Below are 19,356 nucleotides of genomic sequence, written 5' to 3' on the forward strand. Positions count from 1 at the left end.
TTCCAAACGAGGAAAGCGTCATCATGAGTAACGTCATTCCCTTCAAGCGCCCCAGCCTCAAAGAACGACACAAGGGTAATACCTTATGTCGTAACAATCACCACAAGTGGCTCGTCGTCAAAGAAAACCAGTTCGATAGCCAGCAGGGAAAGCTCGTCACCTGCTACCGCTGTGAACGCTGCGGCAAGCGCAAGAACAAAGCCCTATAGCTCCCGCACGACTCACCTGTCAGGCCAACCGCCAGCGCTGTCGCCAGCCTCGCAGCAACAGCGCCAGACGCTCACCGGCCAGCAACAGACAGGGGACGAACAGCAGCGTCACCGTACTGGCAAAAAGCACGCCGAACGCCAGGGAAACCACCATCGGAATAAGAAACTGTGCCTGTGAGCTAGTCTCGGTCATGATCGGTAGCAGACCAATAAACGTTGTCACCGACGTCAGCACAATCGCCCTAAAACGATCCACCGCACCCTCGGCAATCGACTCAGCCAACGGCTTGCCCTGCTGATGGAGAGCGTTAACCCGGTCGATCAACACCAGGTTATCGTTGACCACGACACCAGCACAGGCAATGATACCCATCAGCGAAAACATCGAGATATCTATGCCCATGAGCAGGTGACCAATAATCGCCCCCATGAAACCAAACGGCACGGCACTCAACACCACCACCGGCTGCCAATACGATTTAAAGACCACCGACATTAGGCCATAGATAACCAGCATCGACAGCGCCATCAATTTCATCGTCGCACCGACAAACTCCGCCTGCTCCGCCTGCTCACCCTCCAAGCTGAAGCTAACGTCAGGATAGAGGCGCTTCCACTCCGCAAGCTTATCGCCTTCGATCGCCGCGATGATCTCACCCGCGCTGGCGAAACCGTGTTGTAGCTCCGCCGTTACCGTCACACTGCGCTTGCGATCGACGCGCTCAATGGTCTTATAACTCGGTTGATAGTCAATCTGCGCCACCTCTTCGAACGGCACCTCGATTCCCTGACGCGTCCGAATACGCATGTCGCGCAGGTAGTCCTCACTATCTTGTAGGGCCCGCGGATAGCGCAGCATTACCTTGGCGTCCTCGTGACTCAATGGAATCCGCTGCACCTCCTCGCCATAAAAGCCTCGCCGCACCTGACGCGCGATATCGTTTAAGGTGAGCCCCAAGCTCTCGGCCCGCGGTCGCAGACTCAAGACGATCTCCGGCTTGGCGTCTTCCAGCGTTGTACGCACATTGTAGACCCCCTCATACTTGCCCAACTCGGCCTGCAAAGCCTCGCTAACCGCGGCCAAAGAGGTCATCGTCCGAGCCGCAATCTGCATCTCAATCGGCTTACCTAGGTCCTTAAAAGTAAAGCGGATATTATAATCTTTAGCGCGTGAAATAGTGCCGATATAACGCTTCCATTCCGCCACTAGATCCTCCGTGGCAATATTTCTGCCGTCATCGGCGGCCAAGCCCACCACCACTTTCACGCTGCTACCGTAGGCGACACTCTCAATGTGGCGCACCAGCTCTCCCTCTTCGCTTGAGTAAGCCTGCTTCAGGCGATAAGCCGCCTCCTCCAGCTGCCGCATGATCTTCTCGCTGTTAGCGAAGGCCGTGCCATCGGCCAGCTCGACGCTGGCAATGATATAATCGACCGGCACCCGCGGGAAAAAACTAGTCTTTAACCAGCCGCCACTGAGCACCGCCACCGTCATCATGAAAACGACAAGAAAGCAGGACAACGTCAGCCCCTTCCAGCGCATAGTCAAGGCCAAGAAGGGCCGGTAGAGCGCGGTGGCAAAATGCTCCATCCCCCTCGCACAGCGTTGACGCAAACGGCCCAACCACTGACCAAAGCGGCTGCGAGCCGCCTTCTCCGGCTTCATATGGGCAAGGTGCGCCGGCAAAATAAACATGCTCTCGAGCAAGGAAAAAGCCAGCGCTAACAACACGACCTTGGGTATCTCTCGCGGCTCTGGGCTATCGCCCGGCAAAAAGAAGAATGGCAAAAAGAAGATCATCGTACTGATGACGGCAAACCACACCGGAGTAATCACCGCCCGCGTGCCGGCAATGGCGCCCAGCATTCCCGGCTGCCCCCTCGACTGCGCCGCATAGATCGATTCACCGACGATAATCGCATCATCCACCACAATGCCTAAGATCATCAGGAAGGCAAACAACGACACCATGTTAATGCTGGCACCCGTCGCCGGCAGCAACCAAAAAGCACCGAGAAAGGCCACGCCAATACCGGCCGCAACCCAGAAGGCCAGCAGGGGGCGCAGGAACAGCAACAACACGATATAGACGAGGGCCAGACCACCGAGGCCGTTAGTCACCAGAGTATGCACCCGCCCCTTGAACGCCACCGACATGTCGCGCCACACCACCAGCTCCGCACCCTCGGGTAGACGGTCTTGCGCTGCCTCGACAAAGGCGTAGACGCTGGCGCTGGTCTTCAAAACATTCGGGCTGCTGGTCGAGTAGATCTCTAACGACAGCGACGGCTTACCATCGAAACGCGTCAGGCTATCGCTGTCGGCAAAATCTGCCCGTACCTGAGCCACATCACCGACACGCAACACCGTGCCGTCGCTACTGCTACGCACCACCACCGCCTCGAAGTCGGCCGCACTATAACCTTGGCCTCGCGTCTGCAGCTGAATATCGCCGTCGACTGTTTTCAACTTACCGGCGGGGAGGTTCAGCGACGAGCCACGAATGGCCTCGGCAATCTGTTCGAAACGCAAACCGTAACGACGCAGGTCTGCCTCGCTAACCTCGATCAACATCTCGTAGTCTCGCGGCTTACGCAGCTCAACCAGTGAGACGTTAGCGAGCTCTGAGAGTTCGTCGCGCAGCTGAACCCCCAACTCCTTCAAATTAGCCTCGCCAATATCACCGGACAGCGCCAGGCTGATCATTCGCGTCTTCCACTGAATGATGTTGATCTGCGGCTTTTCTGCCTCCACAGGGAAGCTAACAATCGCATCGACCCGCGACTTCACATCGCTCAGCAACGCCTGACCATCATAACCGGGCAGCGCCTCAACGGTGATCGTCGCCATCCCCTCTCGACAGACAGTGCGAATTTTATCGACTCCCGAAAGATCGTGAATCGCCTCCTCAATGCGCTTGCCGAGCTGTTGCTCGACTTCCTTCGGGCTCGCTCCCGGGTAGACCATCGAGATATTGATATCGTTGATCTTACGACTGGGAAAAAACTCCTTATCCAGGCTTTGTAACGTACTCAAGCCGGCGACGACAATCAGTACCATCATTAAGTTTGCGGCAATACTATTACGGATAAACCATTCCGTTAGGCGAGCCATCAGCGGCACCTCCGCAAGCATACGCAGCTACTCGGAAGAACAGCCTCGATACACTGTGTCTTACTCATCGCCAGCCTCCTGCATCGGCTGCGGTAAGACCTCGAGACCTTCGACATAGAAATCCAGTGCAGACACCAACACCCGCACCGCCCCCTCAACGGTCGCACGCACCGCCACCTGTTGACGGGTCGCCTGCAATAACTCGACCGTCAACGCCTGTAAACGATTATCGTCATCGACTAGCCATAGCTTATTACCCGGCTGCAGCGCTCGACGCGGCAGCAGCAACACGTTATCCAGCTCTCGCCCCTCGATCGAGGCTTGGACAAACTGCCCCACCATCAACGGCGGCCGGCGTGTGGCCAGATCACGAGCGAAGGGGTTGGCAACCTCCGCTACCGCATAGACGACGCGGTTTTGCACATCGATACTGGCATCGGTGCGACGAACCTCTGCCCTCCATTGCCACTGCCGAGCCGCGAACTGTGCCGACAGCGTCACCGCCAACGGTGCTGGCTGCTGCCCGATCGACTCTCCCTGATAATGTAACGGCAGGTCCAACAGCGCCACCTGCCGGTCAGTCAGTGGCAGCTTCACCTCCACCCTATCGGTGGCGTATATCCTCGCCACAGGCGTGCCCGGTGCGACATACTGCCCAAGATTGACAAGAGTCTGCTGAATTCTCCCGGCAAAGGGCGTGCTGATGATCGTCCGCGCTAACGCCAACTCGGCCTGCTGCTGCTCAGACTTCGCTGCCTCGAGCCTCGCCTCGGCGGCGCGCAACTGAGGCTCCTTAAGAAACAGTGCGTTAGCCTCCGCATTGCCTAAGTCCCGCCACTCTCTCTTCGCCTGCAACACCATCCCCTTGGTTGTCGCCAGCGCCTCCTGCGCCTCAAAAACCTTGGCGCGCGCCTTCACCAGTGCAAAACGATAATCGGCCTGTTCAATCATCAACAGCTGCTGGCCGACGGGGAAAAACGCCCCATCGAGAAAGTCGGCATCGACCTCAACAACCTTGCCACCAACCTGAGCAACCAGATCAATCTGGCGATGCGGACGAATGCTGCCCTGGCTCTCCACCTGCAGCTGTACTGTCTGTGGCGTGGCAACAAAAGTCTGTACCACAGGGGGCGGACTCACCAGCACCTGCTGTGGCGTAGGTGTTGGTCGGCCGAACATCAAGCCGTAGACGGCGGCGGCACCCAACAATAGGGTCAGCGACGGCAATACAATTTTTTTATTCATCTGTGCAGCATCCAAACTTCGTTATCCACCCACCTCTGACGAGTTCCTGCGGGTGCTTTATCCCACTATCTTACTATGGAATAGTGTTCTCAACAGCCCCCGACAACGGTTTGTTGATCCCGCCCTAGGGGCACCCCTCGCGCGGCCGTGACAATTACTGCATAATGCCAAACCTTAAGCGGAACCGGCCCCACGGAGCTTACTGTTAATCGCTTCACCGGGGCCGCAGCAGCAACCCCGCCATCCTTATCATCGTCAGTCATAAAGCGTTAATTATGAAGAATATTGTTCAACAGATTGCCAGCGAACTCAACATCCAACAGCAGCAGGTCAGCGCCGCTATCGATCTGCTCGACGAGGGCGCCACCGTGCCCTTCATCTCCCGCTATCGCAAAGAGGTCACCGGCGGCCTCGACGACAGCCAGATGCGCTCGCTAGAAGATAGGCTGCGCTACCTACGCGAGCTAGAGGAACGTCGCACCAGCATCATCGCCAGCATCGAAGAGCAAGGCAAGATGACCGCACAATTGCAAAATGCCATCGATAATGCCGACACCAAGAACCGGCTCGAGGATCTTTACCTCCCCTACAAGAAAAAGCGTCGCACCAAGGGCCAGATCGCCATCGAGGCCGGCCTGCTGCCGCTGGCAGAGAGTCTCTATGACGACCCGAACCAGTCACCCGAGCTGCTGGCGATGGACTACCTCGACGCCGACAAAGGCGTCGCCGATATCAAGGCCGCCCTCGATGGCGCCAAGTACATTTTGATGGAGCGTTTCGCCGAAGATGCCGATTTACTGGCCAAATTGCGCGACTTCCTCTATCAGGAGGCCAACATCAGCGCACGCCTAATCGCCGGCAAAGAACAGGAAGGCGCCAAGTTTAGCGACTACTTCGAACACGACGAGCCGCTAAAGAGCGCGCCATCACACCGTGCTCTCGCACTGTTCCGCGCCCGCAACGAAGGCATCGTTTCCCTCGCCCTTGTCGTCGGTGACCCGGACGACAAAACCGCCGCACACCCCTGCGAGGCGATCGTCAGCGGCCACCACCGCATTGAAGATCAGGGCCGCGCCGCCGACCGCTGGCTGCGTGAAGTGGTCAAGTGGACCTGGCGCATTAAGTTGCTCACCCACCTAGAGACCGACCTGATGGGGCAGCTGCGCGAGCGGGCCGAGGTCGACGCCATCGGCGTCTTCGCCTCCAACCTAAAAGATCTGCTACTCGCCGCTCCGGCGGGACAAAAAGCCACCATCGGCCTCGACCCCGGCATGCGTACCGGCGTCAAAGTTGCCGTCGTCGATGCCCAGGGCAAGGTACTGGACCACTGCGCCATCTATCCCACGCCGCCGCGTAACGACATCATCAACTCGGCCAAGGTGATCGTCGAGCTGGCGAAACGTCACAACGCCGAGCTCGTCGCCATCGGCAACGGTACCGCCTCCCGCGAGACCGAGAAATTTATCAAGGATATCATCAAGGCCAAGCCTGAGCTGGGGCTGAAAAGCGTCGTCGTCAACGAGGCCGGCGCCTCCATCTATTCCGCCTCAGAATACGCCTCACAAGAGTACCCCGAGCTCGATGTCACCATTCGTGGCGCCGTCTCTATTGCCCACCGTTTACAGGACCCGTTAGCAGAGCTGGTGAAGATAGACCCCAAGTCGATCGGTGTGGGCCAATACCAACACGATGTCAGCCAAGTCGCCCTAGCTCGTCAACTCGACAGCGTCGTCGAGGACTGCGTTAACGCCGTCGGCGTCGACGTCAACACCGCCTCTAGCGCGCTGCTAGTCAGGGTCTCAGGCCTCAACAAGACCCTCGCCAGCAATATTGTTGCCTTCCGCGATAGTCACGGCGCTTTTAAGAGCCGCAAGCAGCTCAAAGAGGTCCCTCGCTTCGGCGCCAAGACCTTCGAGCAAGCCGCAGGCTTCCTGCGTATTGTCGGTGGCGACAACCCCCTCGACAGCTCGGCGGTACACCCCGAGTCCTACAGCGTGGTAGAAAAGATTGTCACCCGCAGCGAGCGCAAGATCGAGTTGCTACTCGGTGATAGCCGCTTATTACGCTCGCTCAACCCGAGTGACTTCACCAGCGACAGTATCGGTGTCCCCACCGTCACCGATATCATCCACGAGCTCGACAAACCCGGCCGCGACCCACGCCCCGAGTTCAAGACTGCCAGCTTTAAAGAGGGTGTCGAGAAAATCAGCGATCTCAAAGAAGACATGATTCTCGAGGGCACCGTCACCAACGTCACCAACTTTGGTGCCTTTGTCGACGTCGGCGTGCATCAAGACGGCCTGGTACATATCTCGGCCCTCTCTAACAGCTATGTCAGCGATCCCCGCGAAGTCGTCAAGGCCGGCGACATCGTCAAGGTCAAGGTGATGGAGGTCGACGCACCACGACAACGGATCGGCCTCTCGATGCGACTCACCGACAGTGCCAGCGAAGCAGCGGAGAACAAGCGCGGTGGCGGTGAGCGACGCGGCGGGAAAAACAGCGGTAAACGCGGCAATGCCGCCCCCCAGAAGCGGAGTTTCGGCAACGACAAGCCTGCTAAGCAGGGCACCATGGCCGACCTGTTCAATAAGGCGATGCAGAAGAAGTAAACTCGTGAGACAAAAAAAGCCGCGACAGCTAAGCTGTGGCGGCTTTTTTTTGCCTACGCTCTAACGCAGCGATTTGCTCGGCAGCGGCAGCTCTAGCACACTCCCCTGCATGGCGAGACTCTGCAGGTAATAGTCACGACTCTTGTCGGACTCCCCAAGTGCCTCGCTCAGACGAGCCAACTCGACAAAGGCCGCCGAGGTACGCGCGAAACCGAGACTGCGCTGATAATACTCCCTCGCCTTGCCCCAGAGTTCTAGGCGCATGCAGAGCCGCGCCAGAGCCAATAACAAGGTGGCGTTATTATTACGCTCCTTCAACCAACCCTCAGCAACCATCAGCTGCTGTTTCAGATCCGTCGAGACCAACTGCCCATAGACCTCGAGCAGGCGGTCATCCCAGTACTTGCGTAAATGCCCCTGGATCAGCTTAACCGCCCGTTGATCCAGCTTCGCCGACGCCAGCAGAGTGGCATAGCGATAGACCAAATCATTATCATGCTGCCATTTACGCGGCACCTTTTCCCACACCTCCGTCAGCGCCTGTTCGGCCTCCTCCTTGTTTGACGCCGCCACTAACAGCTCTTGATAAGCCAGTACCAACAACTCCTTATAGCGCTCATCAGAGAAGGCCGCGCTACGCTTAATCTCAGGCAACAACTTTTCAATATGACGATAATCCTTCAAGCCGAGATAGATCTTCACCAGTAGGCGCAGCACGTAGGGATGCTGTTTACCGAGACTCTTGCGCAGCCGCAAGATCGTCGCCAACGCCTGCTCGTAGCGACCGGTGCCCAGCTGCATCTCAGCCTGAGTGATGTCGATGGCGACATAGGCATTAGGTGCCTCCTGGTGCGCCATCTGCAGGTATTTCTCAATCCCCTTATCATCGTCCAAGTGATGGCTCGCGCGAGCGCAAACCAGGTAGTGAATCAAGCTATTTTCGCTGCGTCGAGCGGAGCGCTCTAAGGCCTTGCGCGACTTCTCCCAGTGTCCCTCGGCGAAGGCGATTAGGCCCCGGTTAAACAACCCGTTAGCGTTGCGCCCGCCAAAGCGACTAAACCAACGCCGAGTCGCGAAAGGCAGCCTCAGGCTACGGCCAACCAACCAAACAACGGCTAATATTGTCACCAGAGCGAGAAGCTGTAGAAAACCCGCCACCCACAGCGTCATCTCAAACGTCGTCTTCCCGACCGCAATCAACACATAGCCCGGGTAGTTGTGAATCCCCCAGGCGATGGCGAAGGCGGCCAATAGGGCAATCAACACCGCGATCAACAGAGCTCTCATTGAGCCTCTCCTTTCGGCACAGACGGTACATCAGCTGCCGGATCTTGCTTGTTTTCAACCGTCGCAGGCAACTCAGCCTTATCTTTCTTTAAGCCATGTTCCAATTCGATATAGTCTGCGACTGCGCGCTGCGAACGGCTGATATCCGGCAGCTCTGGCGCGATATCCAAGCCCTTGAGCTTCGCCAGCGCCGCTAAAATAGCCGTTGTCTTGGCGTCATGCTCAAGGTAGTTGCGTTCGATGTGCCAACTCAGCCGTTCGATGCTGTGACTAAAAATCTGTTGCTGGCCCAATAGCAGCGAGGATTTGGCCTGCTCGACTAACAACAGCAGGCGCTGTCGCAACAGAATCGCGTCAGCCTCTGAAGGCAGCGGCTTAATCTCGATGTCTCGACTGCGTACCTGCACCAACGAAAAGAGTTTGTCGAAGGCGTTAGAGAAGCGCAGCTTCAGCGTTGCCCACCAGCTCTTCTCAACGGTATCGACAACTTCAGGCTCGGAGATCTCTTTGAAGCGTGGGTCAGCATACAGACGCAGGCCACCAATCTGTTCACTCATCGCCACCAGATCTTGGAAACTTCCCTCAAGATCAAAACGCGGCATCGCCTGTAGGCTAGCGATATCGCGGCGAAAGCTCTGTCGTACGCTATACAGCCCGGCATCATTGAGTTGATACAAGATCTTGTCACCCGCCTGCAGCATCGCCATCGCGCCTGGGACATCGCGCCCCATGTGCAGGCGCTGGTTCGCCAAACGAGCGAGGTATTCTACCTCCGCCATCTTCCAATCACGTGGGTCGGTGGTCGATACCTCACGCAGACGGCGCCCTTGGCTCTGCAGCTGCTCATCAAAACGATCCAACCGCGTCATATTATCGCGACTGGCCTGCGCCTCCGCCGCCGCCTGTTGCTGTAAGCGCTGTGACAGTACATCGGCACGGTTAAAGGCAGACTGCAACTGCTCATCCATACCGGTCAAACGCTGCTCCAGTAACTGCTGCTGATCGGCACTCTGCATGACCACATAACCGCTGCCCACTAGTGCACAGACAGCCAACAGCAACGCCACGAACGGCAAGACACGAGAGGGCTTCGCCGCCTTTTGCTTACTCGCTAGCGGCTGCGATTTATTAGGCTTAAAGTTAGGCTTCTTCGCCTTGTCGCTGACGGCGGCCTGCTGGCCTTTATCAACATCTGGCGCCGCCTCTTGGCTTTGCTTCGGTGTATCGTTCGCATCACTCACTCACATACTCCCACTTTTCCATCAGACCACCCGCCATCAATACTGGGCAGTGAATAATCACAATGTTAGTCTTTAAAATCTTTGTTGTAACGTTTTCAACACCGCATCGGCACTGGCATTTTCCGCTATTAGTACATCGCGAAAACCCGCCTCACGGGCCAGTGCAGCCACCCTCTCACCCGGCACCACCAGCGGCAACGTCAATAAGAAGGCGCGTTTCGAAACGGCCAGATGCAATAGATTGGCCAGCGTCTCACCACTCAACGCCACCGCCGCCGCCAGTTGCGTGGTCAGTAGCGATTGTAACTGCGCGCCGTTTTCATCAGCGCAACGGCGCTGATAGACCTCGGCATAATCCACTTCGGCACCGCGCTGACGCAGCTGTTCAGCAAGGTGCTCTCGACCGCCACAACCGCGAAAGATCAACACCTTCTGGCCGCTCATCTGTTGTAATTCTTCGTTGTTGAGTAGCGCTTCACTGTTGCTAGCGGTAGCGCTCGAAGCCGTGTCGATATCGAAGGCTGCCAGCGCTAGCGCCGTAGCACGACCGATGGCATGCCAGTGAATGCGCACGGGCCACTGCGGCCAGTATTGATCCACCAACGCCATCCCATAGCGAACCGCATTCGTGCTGATAAAGATCACCTGCTGATAATTGTCCAGCGCCAACACCGCATTAGTCGCGGGCCGCAACAAGCGAGCGTCCGTGATCGGTTCGATTGCAAGCGTGGGGACAGCTTCCACGCTAAAACCATTCCCCACCAACGCCTTTTCTAAGCCGTCGCTCTGGCCGCTGGGGCGTGTGATCAGAATACGCGCAGTCATCACTTAATGGTCGTCGTGAACAGCTTGCAGAATATCACCGGCACCACGCGCTAATAGCGCCTCCGCTAGGGCGATACCTAGGGCCTCGGGATCTTTACCGCGCAACTCTTCATAGAGGTATTGCTCACCATCGGGCGAACCCACTAGGCCACGCATCCACAACTGCTCAGTATCAGCCTCATCGGCAATGGCGTAGCAGGCAATAGGCACCTGACAACCGCCGTGTAGATGCTTATTCATCGCCCGCTCCGCCATCACGCAGGCAGCCGTGTAATCGTGCTGCAAAGGCGCCAATAAGGCCAAGGTCTCCGCATCGTCGAGGCGTGCCTCGACGCCCACCGCGCCCTGGCCACCCGCCGGCAAGCTCAACTCTGCTGGTAACGATTGGCGGATGCGAGCCGCCATTTCAAGGCGCTTAAGGCCGGCGCTAGCAAGAATAATCGCGTCATAATCACCCGCGTCAAGTTTGGCCAGTCGTGTGTTGACGTTGCCGCGCAAATCAATGATTTCCAGGTCGGGGCGCTGCCGACGTAGCTGGCACTGACGACGTAAGCTGGAGGTGCCAACGCGAGCCCCTTGTGGCAGCTCTGCAAAGCTAGCGTAGTGGTTCGAAACGAAGGCGTCGGTAGGATCCTCGCGCTCACAGATAACCGCCAGCCCCAGCCCTTCGGGGAACTCCATTGGCACATCTTTCATCGAGTGCACGGCAATATCGGCACGCCCCTCAAGCATGGCGATCTCGAGCTCTTTAACAAATAAGCCCTTGCCACCGACCTTCGCCAGCGGCGTATCGAGGATTTTGTCGCCACGTGTGCTCATCGCCAATAATTCGACTTGCAGGGTCGGGTGAAGAGCCTCAAGCTCGGCCTTAATAAACTCGGCCTGCCACATCGCCAGAGGACTTTTGCGAGTGGCTATACGTAGGGTTTTTGTGCTCATATTTATCTACCGAGATAAGCTGCATGCTGCTGCAGGCGCATAGTAAAATTTTATTGGCCCGTATGATAAGCCAGTCACCGACAAAAGTCGCCGTCTACGCCGCACAACAAGCGGCTTATCAGACACGCATCAACTTAGCAAAAGCCATTACCAACACTGACTTAACGATATAGCTCACAGTGTTTGTAGCAGTTTACGCAAGCTGGCAAGATGACGACGACTGACTTGCGGCCTGAGTTCGACGCCCCTCAGACGCAGCTGATACTGCCCCTGCTCACTGCGTTCAAGGGCATCGATATGCGCCAGCGAAACTAGAGCGTTGCGATGAACGCGATGAAACAAATCGCCAAACTCCGCCTCCAGCTCTTTCAGGGAACCATCGATGAGCGCCTCGCCATGCTCATAGCCCAGCGTCACATATTTTTGATCCGCCACGAAATAACAAATATCAGTCACTGCCACCAGCTCGACGCCATGTGCACGCTTAACACTGATATGACGGCGACACTCCTCTTGCCCAAGACTGTTCAGCTGCGCCTTAGTCAGTTTACAGGCACGCGACAACACATCATGTAAACGCTCGAGCTTCACCGGCTTGAGCAGGTAAGCCGTCGCATTAAAGTCAAAAGCCTCGAGAGCGTGTTCGCCATAGGCGGTACAGAAGATCACTGCTGGCGGCGACGCCTGCTGGCTGAGGTGACGTGCAACAGTGAGACCACAGATACCCGGCATACGGATGTCCAGCAGTACAATGTCAGGGTTATGCCTTTCCACCTGCTCTATCGCTAGGCGACCATTCTCAGCTTCGGCACAAACAGTAAAGCCCTCGCATTTTTCCAGCAACCTGAGTAGCCGCAAACGTGCCAGCGGCTCATCGTCCACGACTAGAATAGATTTATCTACCATCTAAGCACTCTCTCCCACAAACAGCCTCACACCTCTAGAAATCATTCGGCAACACCATCAAGACACTGAAGCGGTCTTTGCCAGAGTTGAGTACGAGTCGTCCTCGCTCACCATAGATAGCCCATAGCCGGCTGCGAATATTCTCTAGCGCCAACTGATTCCCCGAGTGACTGCTGGTACTTTCCCTCGCGACGGGGTTAATCACCTCAATATGGCAACAATCATCCCGGTAATATACCTTGATACGAATACAGCCCCCTTCGGCTATTGGTGCAATGCCATGATATAAGGCGTTTTCAATCAGTGGTTGCAGACTCAGCGACGGCAGCATCGTCGAGGATAGATCCCCCTCCAACTGCCAATCAACCTGTAATCGTTCCCCCATCCTAAATTTTTCGATGCGCAAGTAACCCTGGCACAGTGCAATCTCATCCTGCAACGCGACCCGTACCGACGAGGTATTAAGACTCGCGCGAAAGAGGTCAGATAGGTCTTCTATTGCCTGTTCCGCCGCCGCAGGATCGATGCTAATCAGCGAGGCGATACTGTTCATACTGTTAAATAAAAAGTGCGGACGAATACGCGCCTGCAGCGCCTCGATTTTCGCCAACAACTGTGCCTGCTGCTGTTTTTGTAGTAAAAATTGTAAGTAAAAGTAACGCCAGGCAATCCCCAGCATGACCGCAGCGACTAGCTGATGCTGAAATAATCGCCAATGCGAATCGACATCGGTCAAAAACCCCGTACCAATCCAGACACTCTGTCCCAACACGCTAACCAGCGCGGTCACCAACAACACCAATAGGTAACTCAATATCGCCGCCGACGCCAACGGTAGCCGACAGAGCCACGGCCTGAGCCACTGCAATAAAACCGCCGACAGCAATACCACCCACTGCACAAAAAATGAGATCAGTCCCAGCCACTCCCAGTTAAACTGCTGTAGGCCAGAGTTCAACACCGCCAACACTAGTGCAAATAACTCTGCAACCAGGATCAGTACGGCGACACTAGAGTGGGACTCGAAACTGGGCAGGAAAAAACCGTCGTCTTTTTCTGTATTGCTGCTTACTTTGTTCATCCCGCCAGTTTGCCTCGTTGCCTTGTCCACAGCAAGTTTATTGCCGCCACCAGCGCGCTAATCCCAGCCCTAGCCGGTAGCGTCGACACACTGTTATACTCAAGCAATAACAGTCTTCAGTATATTAATCAGGTCCTAGCTATCATGACAGAACAAAAAACCAATCAGCAGTGGGGTGGCCGTTTCACAGAAGCTACCGATGCCTTTGTAGAACGCTTTACCGCCTCCGTAAGCTTCGATCGACGCCTCTATAACCACGACATCAACGGCTCTCTGGCGCACGCAAAAATGCTCGCCAAGGTCGGCGTCTTAAATGCTGAAGAGCTAGAACAAATTGAAAGCGGTCTCGAGCAGATTCGCAGCGATATCCAGTCCGGCAATTTTAACTGGTCGGTACAACTCGAAGACGTCCACATGAACATCGAGTCGGCACTGACCGCCAAGATCGGCATCACCGGCAAGAAACTACACACCGGTCGCTCGCGCAACGACCAGGTTGCCACCGACATCCGCCTCTACCTACGCGATGAGATCGACCTGATCGCCGCCGAGCTGACTCGTCTGCAGGAAGGACTAATCTTCGTCGCCGAACGCGAGGCTGACACCATTATGCCCGGCTTTACCCATCTACAAACCGCCCAGCCGGTAACCTTTGGTCATCATCTACTGGCATGGTCAGAGATGCTCAGCCGCGACTATAGCCGCCTGCTGGACTGCCGCAAGCGCGTCAATCAATCGCCACTGGGGGCCGCCGCGTTAGCAGGCACCACTTACCCGATCGATCGCGCCTACAGCGCCGAGCTGCTTGGTTTCGAGGCTCCCACCGAAAACTCTCTCGACTCGGTATCAGATCGTGACTTCGCCATTGAATTTAGTGCCTTCAGCGCTCTGTTGATGACCCACCTGTCTCGCTTCAGCGAGGAGCTTGTGCTGTGGACCAGTGCCCAGTTCAACTTCATCGACCTGCCCGATCGTTTCTGCACCGGCTCCAGCATCATGCCACAGAAGAAAAACCCCGACGTACCAGAGCTAGTGCGCGGCAAGAGTGGTCGCGTCACCGGTCACCTGATTAGCCTACTGACCTTAATGAAGTCGCAGCCGCTGGCCTATAACAAGGATAACCAGGAAGACAAGGAACCCCTGTTTGACACTGTTGACACCATCAAGGACTGCCTCAAGGCTTATGCCGATATGATCCCGGCAATTACCGCTAAGAAAGAGAGCATGCGCGAAGCAGCGCGCCGCGGCTTCTCTACCGCCACCGACCTGGCCGACTACCTCGTCCGTGCTGGCATGCCCTTCCGCGATGCCCATGAGGTGGTCGGCAAGTCCGTCGCCTACGGCATCGATACCGGCAAAGACCTCTCCGATATGACGCTAGAGGAGCTACAGCAGTTCTCTGACACCATCGAACAAGATGTCTTTGAGGTGTTGACACTCGAGGGCTCCGTCGCCGCTCGTGACCACATCGGTGGTACCGCCCCCCGCCAGGTCCGCGCCGCGGCACAGCGCGCCAAGCAACTGCTCGCCTCACGCTAATAGAGGCGCTTACGGCTAGCCAAGCGAGTCAATCACTCGACCGGCTAGCCCACCGCACCGCCACAAATGACTCCTCGGTTGTTTTAGCTGTGACCAAAGTTTCACTTGCCGATTATAACTTTCATGCTAAAAATGGTAGATGTATAAAGGCTTTTACCATGGATAGAGTTTTTCACGCCTCGTTAAACTGGACAAGAACTATAACAATGTCTCATACCATTTTTAGTAAGTTATGTAGTGTTGCCGTTATCAGCTGCAGCCTAATCATCGCCAGTAGTCTCAGCGGTTGTAACCATCGAGAAGCTGACCAAGCTCCCATGGAGCGTGTCGTGCCGGCCGAGCTCAACCCCGTAGAGCGCGAGCGTTTTCGTCTGCTGCCCCTGCAGGGCGCCGATAATTTCCGCGATCTCGGCGGCTACCAGACCCGTGACGGTCGCACGGTCAAATGGGGCGTGCTCTATCGCTCAGATGCCCTCAGCGACCTTACCGACGACGACCTTACCTACCTAGGCCGCCTCAAACTGCAACAGATTATCGACTTTCGCTCCGAAGAAGAGCGCCAAGCCGACCCGGATCGTATCCCTGACGGCGCAAAGCTCGAGTTTCTGCCGATTGTCGTCAAGGGTACGGCCATCAAGGAACTGAAAAAGAAGCTACTCAGCGGCAAGCATCAGAGCGAGGACTTCGCACAACTATTACTCGATGCAAATACCGCCTTCGTGAAAGAAAACAGCCCTGTATTTAAGGACTACCTTCACCGCCTCAGCGACAGCGACAACCTGCCTCTCCTCTTCCACTGTACCGCCGGTAAAGATCGCACTGGCTTTGCCGCCGCTATCGCGCTATTAGCCGTCGGCGTACCCGAAGAGACCATCAGGCGTGACTACATGCTCACCAATGTTTATACCGAAGATAAAGTCGACCGTCAGATACTCGGCATTCGTCTCGCCAGCCTACTGCGCACCGATGATGAAGATGTTCGGCCACTGCTCAGTGTCGATCAAAGTTATATAGAGACCGCTCTCACCACGATGAAGATGACCTACGGCAGCGTCGATAACTATCTTGTCGAAGCCCTGGGGATCACCCCGACCATACGTGAGAAGTTGCGCAACAACCTGCTACAGCCAACCAAAGAGCGGCGTCATGCCAACTTAACGCAGCAGCCCGCTCAATCCTGGCGGTAACGTAGCCCCAACTGAAAAACGACATCACTGGCCGAGTCGACGACAATATCCTCGATGACGGCCAGGTCAAGCGCCCAATGGCGGTCGAGGCCCACACTTCCCCCTAGGCTTAACTGCACCGACTCCTGTAACGGTGTCAACTCGCTGTCATAAAGAGCACCATGCGCGTCCAGCTGTAGCTTCAATGCCAACCGCGAAAGACATTGCCAGCTCAAGCTGGCACCACCGTAGGGCACCACCGCCTTGCGTCGCGTCGCCAGCACATCGCCATCGTTAGAAAATAATAGCCCCGCAGAAAGGTGGTAATTAAAGGCATCATCTGTCGGCGACAGCGCGCCACTAAATAGCACGCTCGTAGCCAGCTCGGTGGCGCCGTTACCGGTCAATCGTCGCTCATCACCGGTGGGTAATTTCAGACTCAACGACAGCGCTGCAGCATGCCGCTCACTGCGCAACAGCTGCTTCCCTAAGCTGAGGCGAAGATCGCCAATCCCTGCCGCGTTATCCACTATCGCCACGCTATTGTCGACATCGTCATAGCGATAAGCCAGCTGATCTTGAGCGAAGTCTTCTCGGTCAGCGTTAGGCAGCCCAAAGCTATCGTGCCAGTCCTCAATGAAACTATCGAGGCTGCCGCCACGATGCTGAATGTAAGGGATATCGAGTCCCAACTGCCAGCCCCTGCTGCCCCGTATATCAAAGCCCGTTTGCAGGCTCAATACCGTCCTCGTGGTTTCGCCATCCAGCCACACCGACTCATCCTTCGCTTCATCGTGCGCAAAATTATTACTCAGGGCTGCGCTCAGCGACCACTGGTTTTGGCCCGCCCTGAGTAGCTTGCCCGATGACATCGTCGGCAGACCGCTAATCAGCGCGAAGGGCGAGCCATTCGATTGACTGATCGGCTGGTTCAGCAGTTCATCGCCAACCGCCGAATCAGCCAGCAGTAACAACAGCAGCCCTCGCAGAGCGTTTGACTGCGCAGTACGCACAGGTTGAGTTAGCAACATACTTCACCTTTTATTATCATTATTTATCTTGTCTGGCCGTAATCCTGACGCCAGTTTCTAGCAAACGCTGAAGACAGTTTTACCCCTGCCTAACTAGCTCCTAGGTGCCCTATGAGGGTAGCATCACCGCCGCCCCAGCCTGCTCTGTCGTTACCTTCGCTAGTAATGCCGACAGGCTCTCACCGCTGCGGCTGCAGCACCACTGCCCTACCTTCTCATCGTAAAAAAAGTGATAGCCGCCACTTTTCGCCGCCATCCATAACTCCTTCGTAGCAATCTGGCGCGAAAAGATAATAACGCTACTATTGGCACAGGTTAGCGTCAGCACGCCACCGTTGAGCTCGCAATCAATGTCTTGGCCGCTCTCGTCCACAGCGTCCTCGATCGCCTCGATCGTAGACTCTACGCACTCTTGGTATTCAATCTCATTCATCAACACTCTTCCTCATCGCTTATCCTGACGCCCTGCGCCATCACGCCCCTATATTATACTGCTTACAACTATTTCTACATGCCTGAGCGACAGCGTTCGGTAGCTTGTCATGCCCAGTAAGAAAAATTTACCTCGCTAAGATTAATTTTTATCCTTCTAAGGGTTGGGTTGCGGTTCATCTCACCGCTATAATGAGCCCAACTATGACAAAACGATAACATTGGGCTCGCTCGCTGTTATCCTCAATATGGGAATATGACCGATGCGCACCTTACTCGCGGTAGCCATCCTTAGCCTGTTTATCTCCGGCTGCGGCCAGAAGGGGCCACTGACCCTACCTAGCGACACACCGGCAAAAGATGGTGAACAGCAGGCTCCAAAGCCTCACGTCCCCGACATCTTTGAGTCCTAACCGGAACGTGCCTTAGCACGACAGAGAAGTACAATAATTAACTGTTTAACACTAGAGTAGTACCATGAATTTTTTCGAGCTTCGCACAGGTGAACTTTTCGCCGAAGGTTGTACCGTACAAACCCTCGCCGAGACCTATGGCACACCGCTGTATATATACTCACGCAGCGCCTTAGAAACTGCTTACCAGGCTTATGCCCACGCTCTTGGTGATGACGGCATGATCTGCTACGCCGTCAAAGCCAACTCTAATATCGCCGTGTTAAACGTTCTCGCACGCATGGGCGCCGGCTTCGATATCGTCTCCAAGGGAGAACTGCAGCGTGTTCTAGCTGCCGGCGGCGACCCTCGTCGAGTGGTTTTTTCCGGTCTCGGCAAGACCCGCGATGAGCTGTTGTTCGCCCTGCAATCTGGTGTGCACTGTATCAACCTAGAGTCCGCCGCCGAACTTGAGGCCCTCGCCGAAGTCTGCCTGGAGCATGGTTTCAAGGCCAAAGTGTCGCTGAGGGTAAACCCCGACGTCGACGCCAAGACCCACCCTTATATTTCCACCGGCCTGAAAGAAAATAAGTTTGGTATCGATATCCTGCAGGCCCCTGCGGTCTATCGTCGCGCCAGCAGCTTCGAACAGATAGAAGTCGTTGGCATCGATTGCCATATCGGCTCACAGCTCACCGAGACACGCCCCTTTCTCGACGCCATCGATCGCCTACTCGTACTCATCGACCAACTGGCCGAGGATGGAATCAGCATCCAGCACCTCGACCTGGGCGGCGGCTTGGGCGTGCGCTATCAAGACGAAACCCCACCAACACCGGCCGCCTATATCCAGGCAATCAAGCAGCATCTTGGCGAGCGTAAGCTCAAGTTAATCTTCGAGCCCGGCCGCTCCATCGCCGCCAACGCTGGCATCCTAGTCAGCAAGGTCGAATACCTAAAGCCTAGCGAGCACAAGAACTTTGCCATCATCGATGCCGCCATGAACGATATGATCCGCCCCAGCTTGTATAGCGCTTGGATGGACCTGCAACCCGTTAAGCCTCGCAGCGATGTCGATAGCAAGCTCTGGGACGCCGTCGGACCGGTATGTGAAACCGGCGACTTCCTCGCCAAGGACCGCCAGCTGGCCCTCGCCGCCGGTGACTACTTAGCGCTATTCGGTGCCGGTGCCTATGGTTTCACCATGGCCTCCAATTACAATAGCCGTGGTCGTGCCGCCGAAGTCATGGTCGACGGCGACAGCAGCCACCTCATTCGTCAGCGTGAAGACTTTGAGGACATGATCCGCGGCGAGCAGCTGCTGCCTTAATACGAT

At 56.0% G+C, this 19,356-nt stretch carries 16 protein-coding genes; 6 read left to right on the forward strand and 10 right to left on the reverse strand.

The features are described 5' to 3' along the window. The first annotated feature begins 23 nt into the window (after positions 1 to 23). Entirely contained in the window at positions 24 to 209 is a 186-nt protein-coding gene (locus EDC56_RS11940; protein ID WP_123712728.1) for a hypothetical protein, read from the forward strand. A gap of 19 nt (positions 210 to 228) precedes the next feature. Here the strand turns inward: EDC56_RS11940 and EDC56_RS11945 are convergent, their stop codons facing one another. Together EDC56_RS11945 and EDC56_RS11950 are read right to left on the reverse strand one after the other, a co-directional pair. Beyond that, positions 229 to 3,345, reverse strand: a complete 3,117-nt coding sequence (locus EDC56_RS11945; RefSeq protein ID WP_245980688.1) for an efflux RND transporter permease subunit — start codon at positions 3,343 to 3,345, stop codon at positions 229 to 231. 39 nt (positions 3,346 to 3,384) lie between these two features. Next, on the reverse strand, positions 3,385 to 4,569 hold the full coding sequence (locus tag EDC56_RS11950) for an efflux RND transporter periplasmic adaptor subunit (RefSeq protein WP_123712729.1): 1,185 nt from the start codon (positions 4,567 to 4,569) through the stop codon (positions 3,385 to 3,387). 275 nt (positions 4,570 to 4,844) lie between these two features. Between EDC56_RS11950 and EDC56_RS11955 the strand changes: the two genes are divergently transcribed. After that, positions 4,845 to 7,181: a Tex family protein gene (locus EDC56_RS11955; protein ID WP_123712730.1), complete on the forward strand. Its 2,337-nt coding sequence runs from the start codon at positions 4,845 to 4,847 to the stop codon at positions 7,179 to 7,181. A gap of 60 nt (positions 7,182 to 7,241) precedes the next feature. Here EDC56_RS11955 and EDC56_RS11960 read toward each other — a convergent pair whose 3' ends face one another. From EDC56_RS11960 to EDC56_RS11985, 6 genes are all read right to left on the reverse strand, one after another. Next, positions 7,242 to 8,468 carry a heme biosynthesis HemY N-terminal domain-containing protein gene (locus EDC56_RS11960; RefSeq protein WP_123712731.1) on the reverse strand — a complete coding sequence of 409 codons (1,227 nt, stop codon included), beginning with the start codon at positions 8,466 to 8,468 and terminating at the stop codon, positions 7,242 to 7,244. Further along, positions 8,465 to 9,709 carry a uroporphyrinogen-III C-methyltransferase gene (locus EDC56_RS11965; RefSeq protein ID WP_123712732.1) on the reverse strand — a complete coding sequence of 415 codons (1,245 nt, stop codon included), beginning with the start codon at positions 9,707 to 9,709 and terminating at the stop codon, positions 8,465 to 8,467. The genes EDC56_RS11960 and EDC56_RS11965 overlap by 4 nt, the downstream gene beginning before the upstream one ends. Positions 9,710 to 9,781: 72 nt before the next feature. Then, entirely contained in the window at positions 9,782 to 10,534 is a 753-nt protein-coding gene (locus tag EDC56_RS11970; protein WP_123712733.1) for a uroporphyrinogen-III synthase, read from the reverse strand. Positions 10,535 to 10,537: 3 nt separating this feature from the next. Beyond that, entirely contained in the window at positions 10,538 to 11,473 is a 936-nt protein-coding gene (gene hemC / locus EDC56_RS11975) for a hydroxymethylbilane synthase (RefSeq protein WP_123712734.1), read from the reverse strand. A gap of 174 nt (positions 11,474 to 11,647) precedes the next feature. Next, the gene (locus tag EDC56_RS11980; RefSeq protein WP_123712735.1) at positions 11,648 to 12,379 is read right to left on the reverse strand and encodes a LytR/AlgR family response regulator transcription factor; all 732 of its coding nucleotides are present in this window, start codon (positions 12,377 to 12,379) and stop codon (positions 11,648 to 11,650) included. Between the two features lie 34 nt (positions 12,380 to 12,413). Continuing rightward, positions 12,414 to 13,460 carry a sensor histidine kinase gene (locus EDC56_RS11985; RefSeq protein WP_123712736.1) on the reverse strand — a complete coding sequence of 349 codons (1,047 nt, stop codon included), beginning with the start codon at positions 13,458 to 13,460 and terminating at the stop codon, positions 12,414 to 12,416. 144 nt (positions 13,461 to 13,604) lie between these two features. Between EDC56_RS11985 and argH the strand changes: the two genes are divergently transcribed. Both argH and EDC56_RS11995 read left to right on the forward strand, forming a co-directional pair. After that, complete coding sequence (gene argH, locus EDC56_RS11990) at positions 13,605 to 14,999, forward strand: argininosuccinate lyase (RefSeq protein WP_211333663.1); 1,395 nt, start codon at positions 13,605 to 13,607, stop codon at positions 14,997 to 14,999. Between the two features lie 206 nt (positions 15,000 to 15,205). Then, a complete protein-coding gene (locus EDC56_RS11995; protein ID WP_162844172.1) occupies positions 15,206 to 16,186 on the forward strand; it encodes a tyrosine-protein phosphatase in 981 nt (326 codons plus the stop codon). Here the strand turns inward: EDC56_RS11995 and EDC56_RS12000 are convergent. Next, complete coding sequence (locus EDC56_RS12000; RefSeq protein ID WP_123712738.1) at positions 16,171 to 17,196, reverse strand: DUF3187 family protein; 1,026 nt, start codon at positions 17,194 to 17,196, stop codon at positions 16,171 to 16,173. The two genes, EDC56_RS11995 and EDC56_RS12000, sit on opposite strands and share 16 nt — an antisense overlap. A 109-nt stretch (positions 17,197 to 17,305) precedes the next feature. Continuing rightward, entirely contained in the window at positions 17,306 to 17,629 is a 324-nt protein-coding gene (gene cyaY / locus EDC56_RS12005; RefSeq protein WP_123712739.1) for an iron donor protein CyaY, read from the reverse strand. Between the two features lie 262 nt (positions 17,630 to 17,891). On the opposite strand from cyaY, the gene lptM reads away from it, so the two are divergent. Together lptM and lysA are read left to right on the forward strand one after the other, a co-directional pair. Then, the gene (lptM, locus tag EDC56_RS12010) at positions 17,892 to 18,041 is read left to right on the forward strand and encodes an LPS translocon maturation chaperone LptM (RefSeq protein ID WP_123712740.1); all 150 of its coding nucleotides are present in this window, start codon (positions 17,892 to 17,894) and stop codon (positions 18,039 to 18,041) included. 64 nt (positions 18,042 to 18,105) lie between these two features. Then, positions 18,106 to 19,350, forward strand: a complete 1,245-nt coding sequence (gene lysA / locus EDC56_RS12015) for a diaminopimelate decarboxylase (RefSeq protein ID WP_123712741.1) — start codon at positions 18,106 to 18,108, stop codon at positions 19,348 to 19,350. The last annotated feature ends 6 nt before the right edge of the window (positions 19,351 to 19,356 follow it).

The sequence above is a fragment of the Sinobacterium caligoides genome, assembly GCF_003752585.1.
Taxonomy (GTDB): domain Bacteria; phylum Pseudomonadota; class Gammaproteobacteria; order Pseudomonadales; family Sinobacteriaceae; genus Sinobacterium; species Sinobacterium caligoides.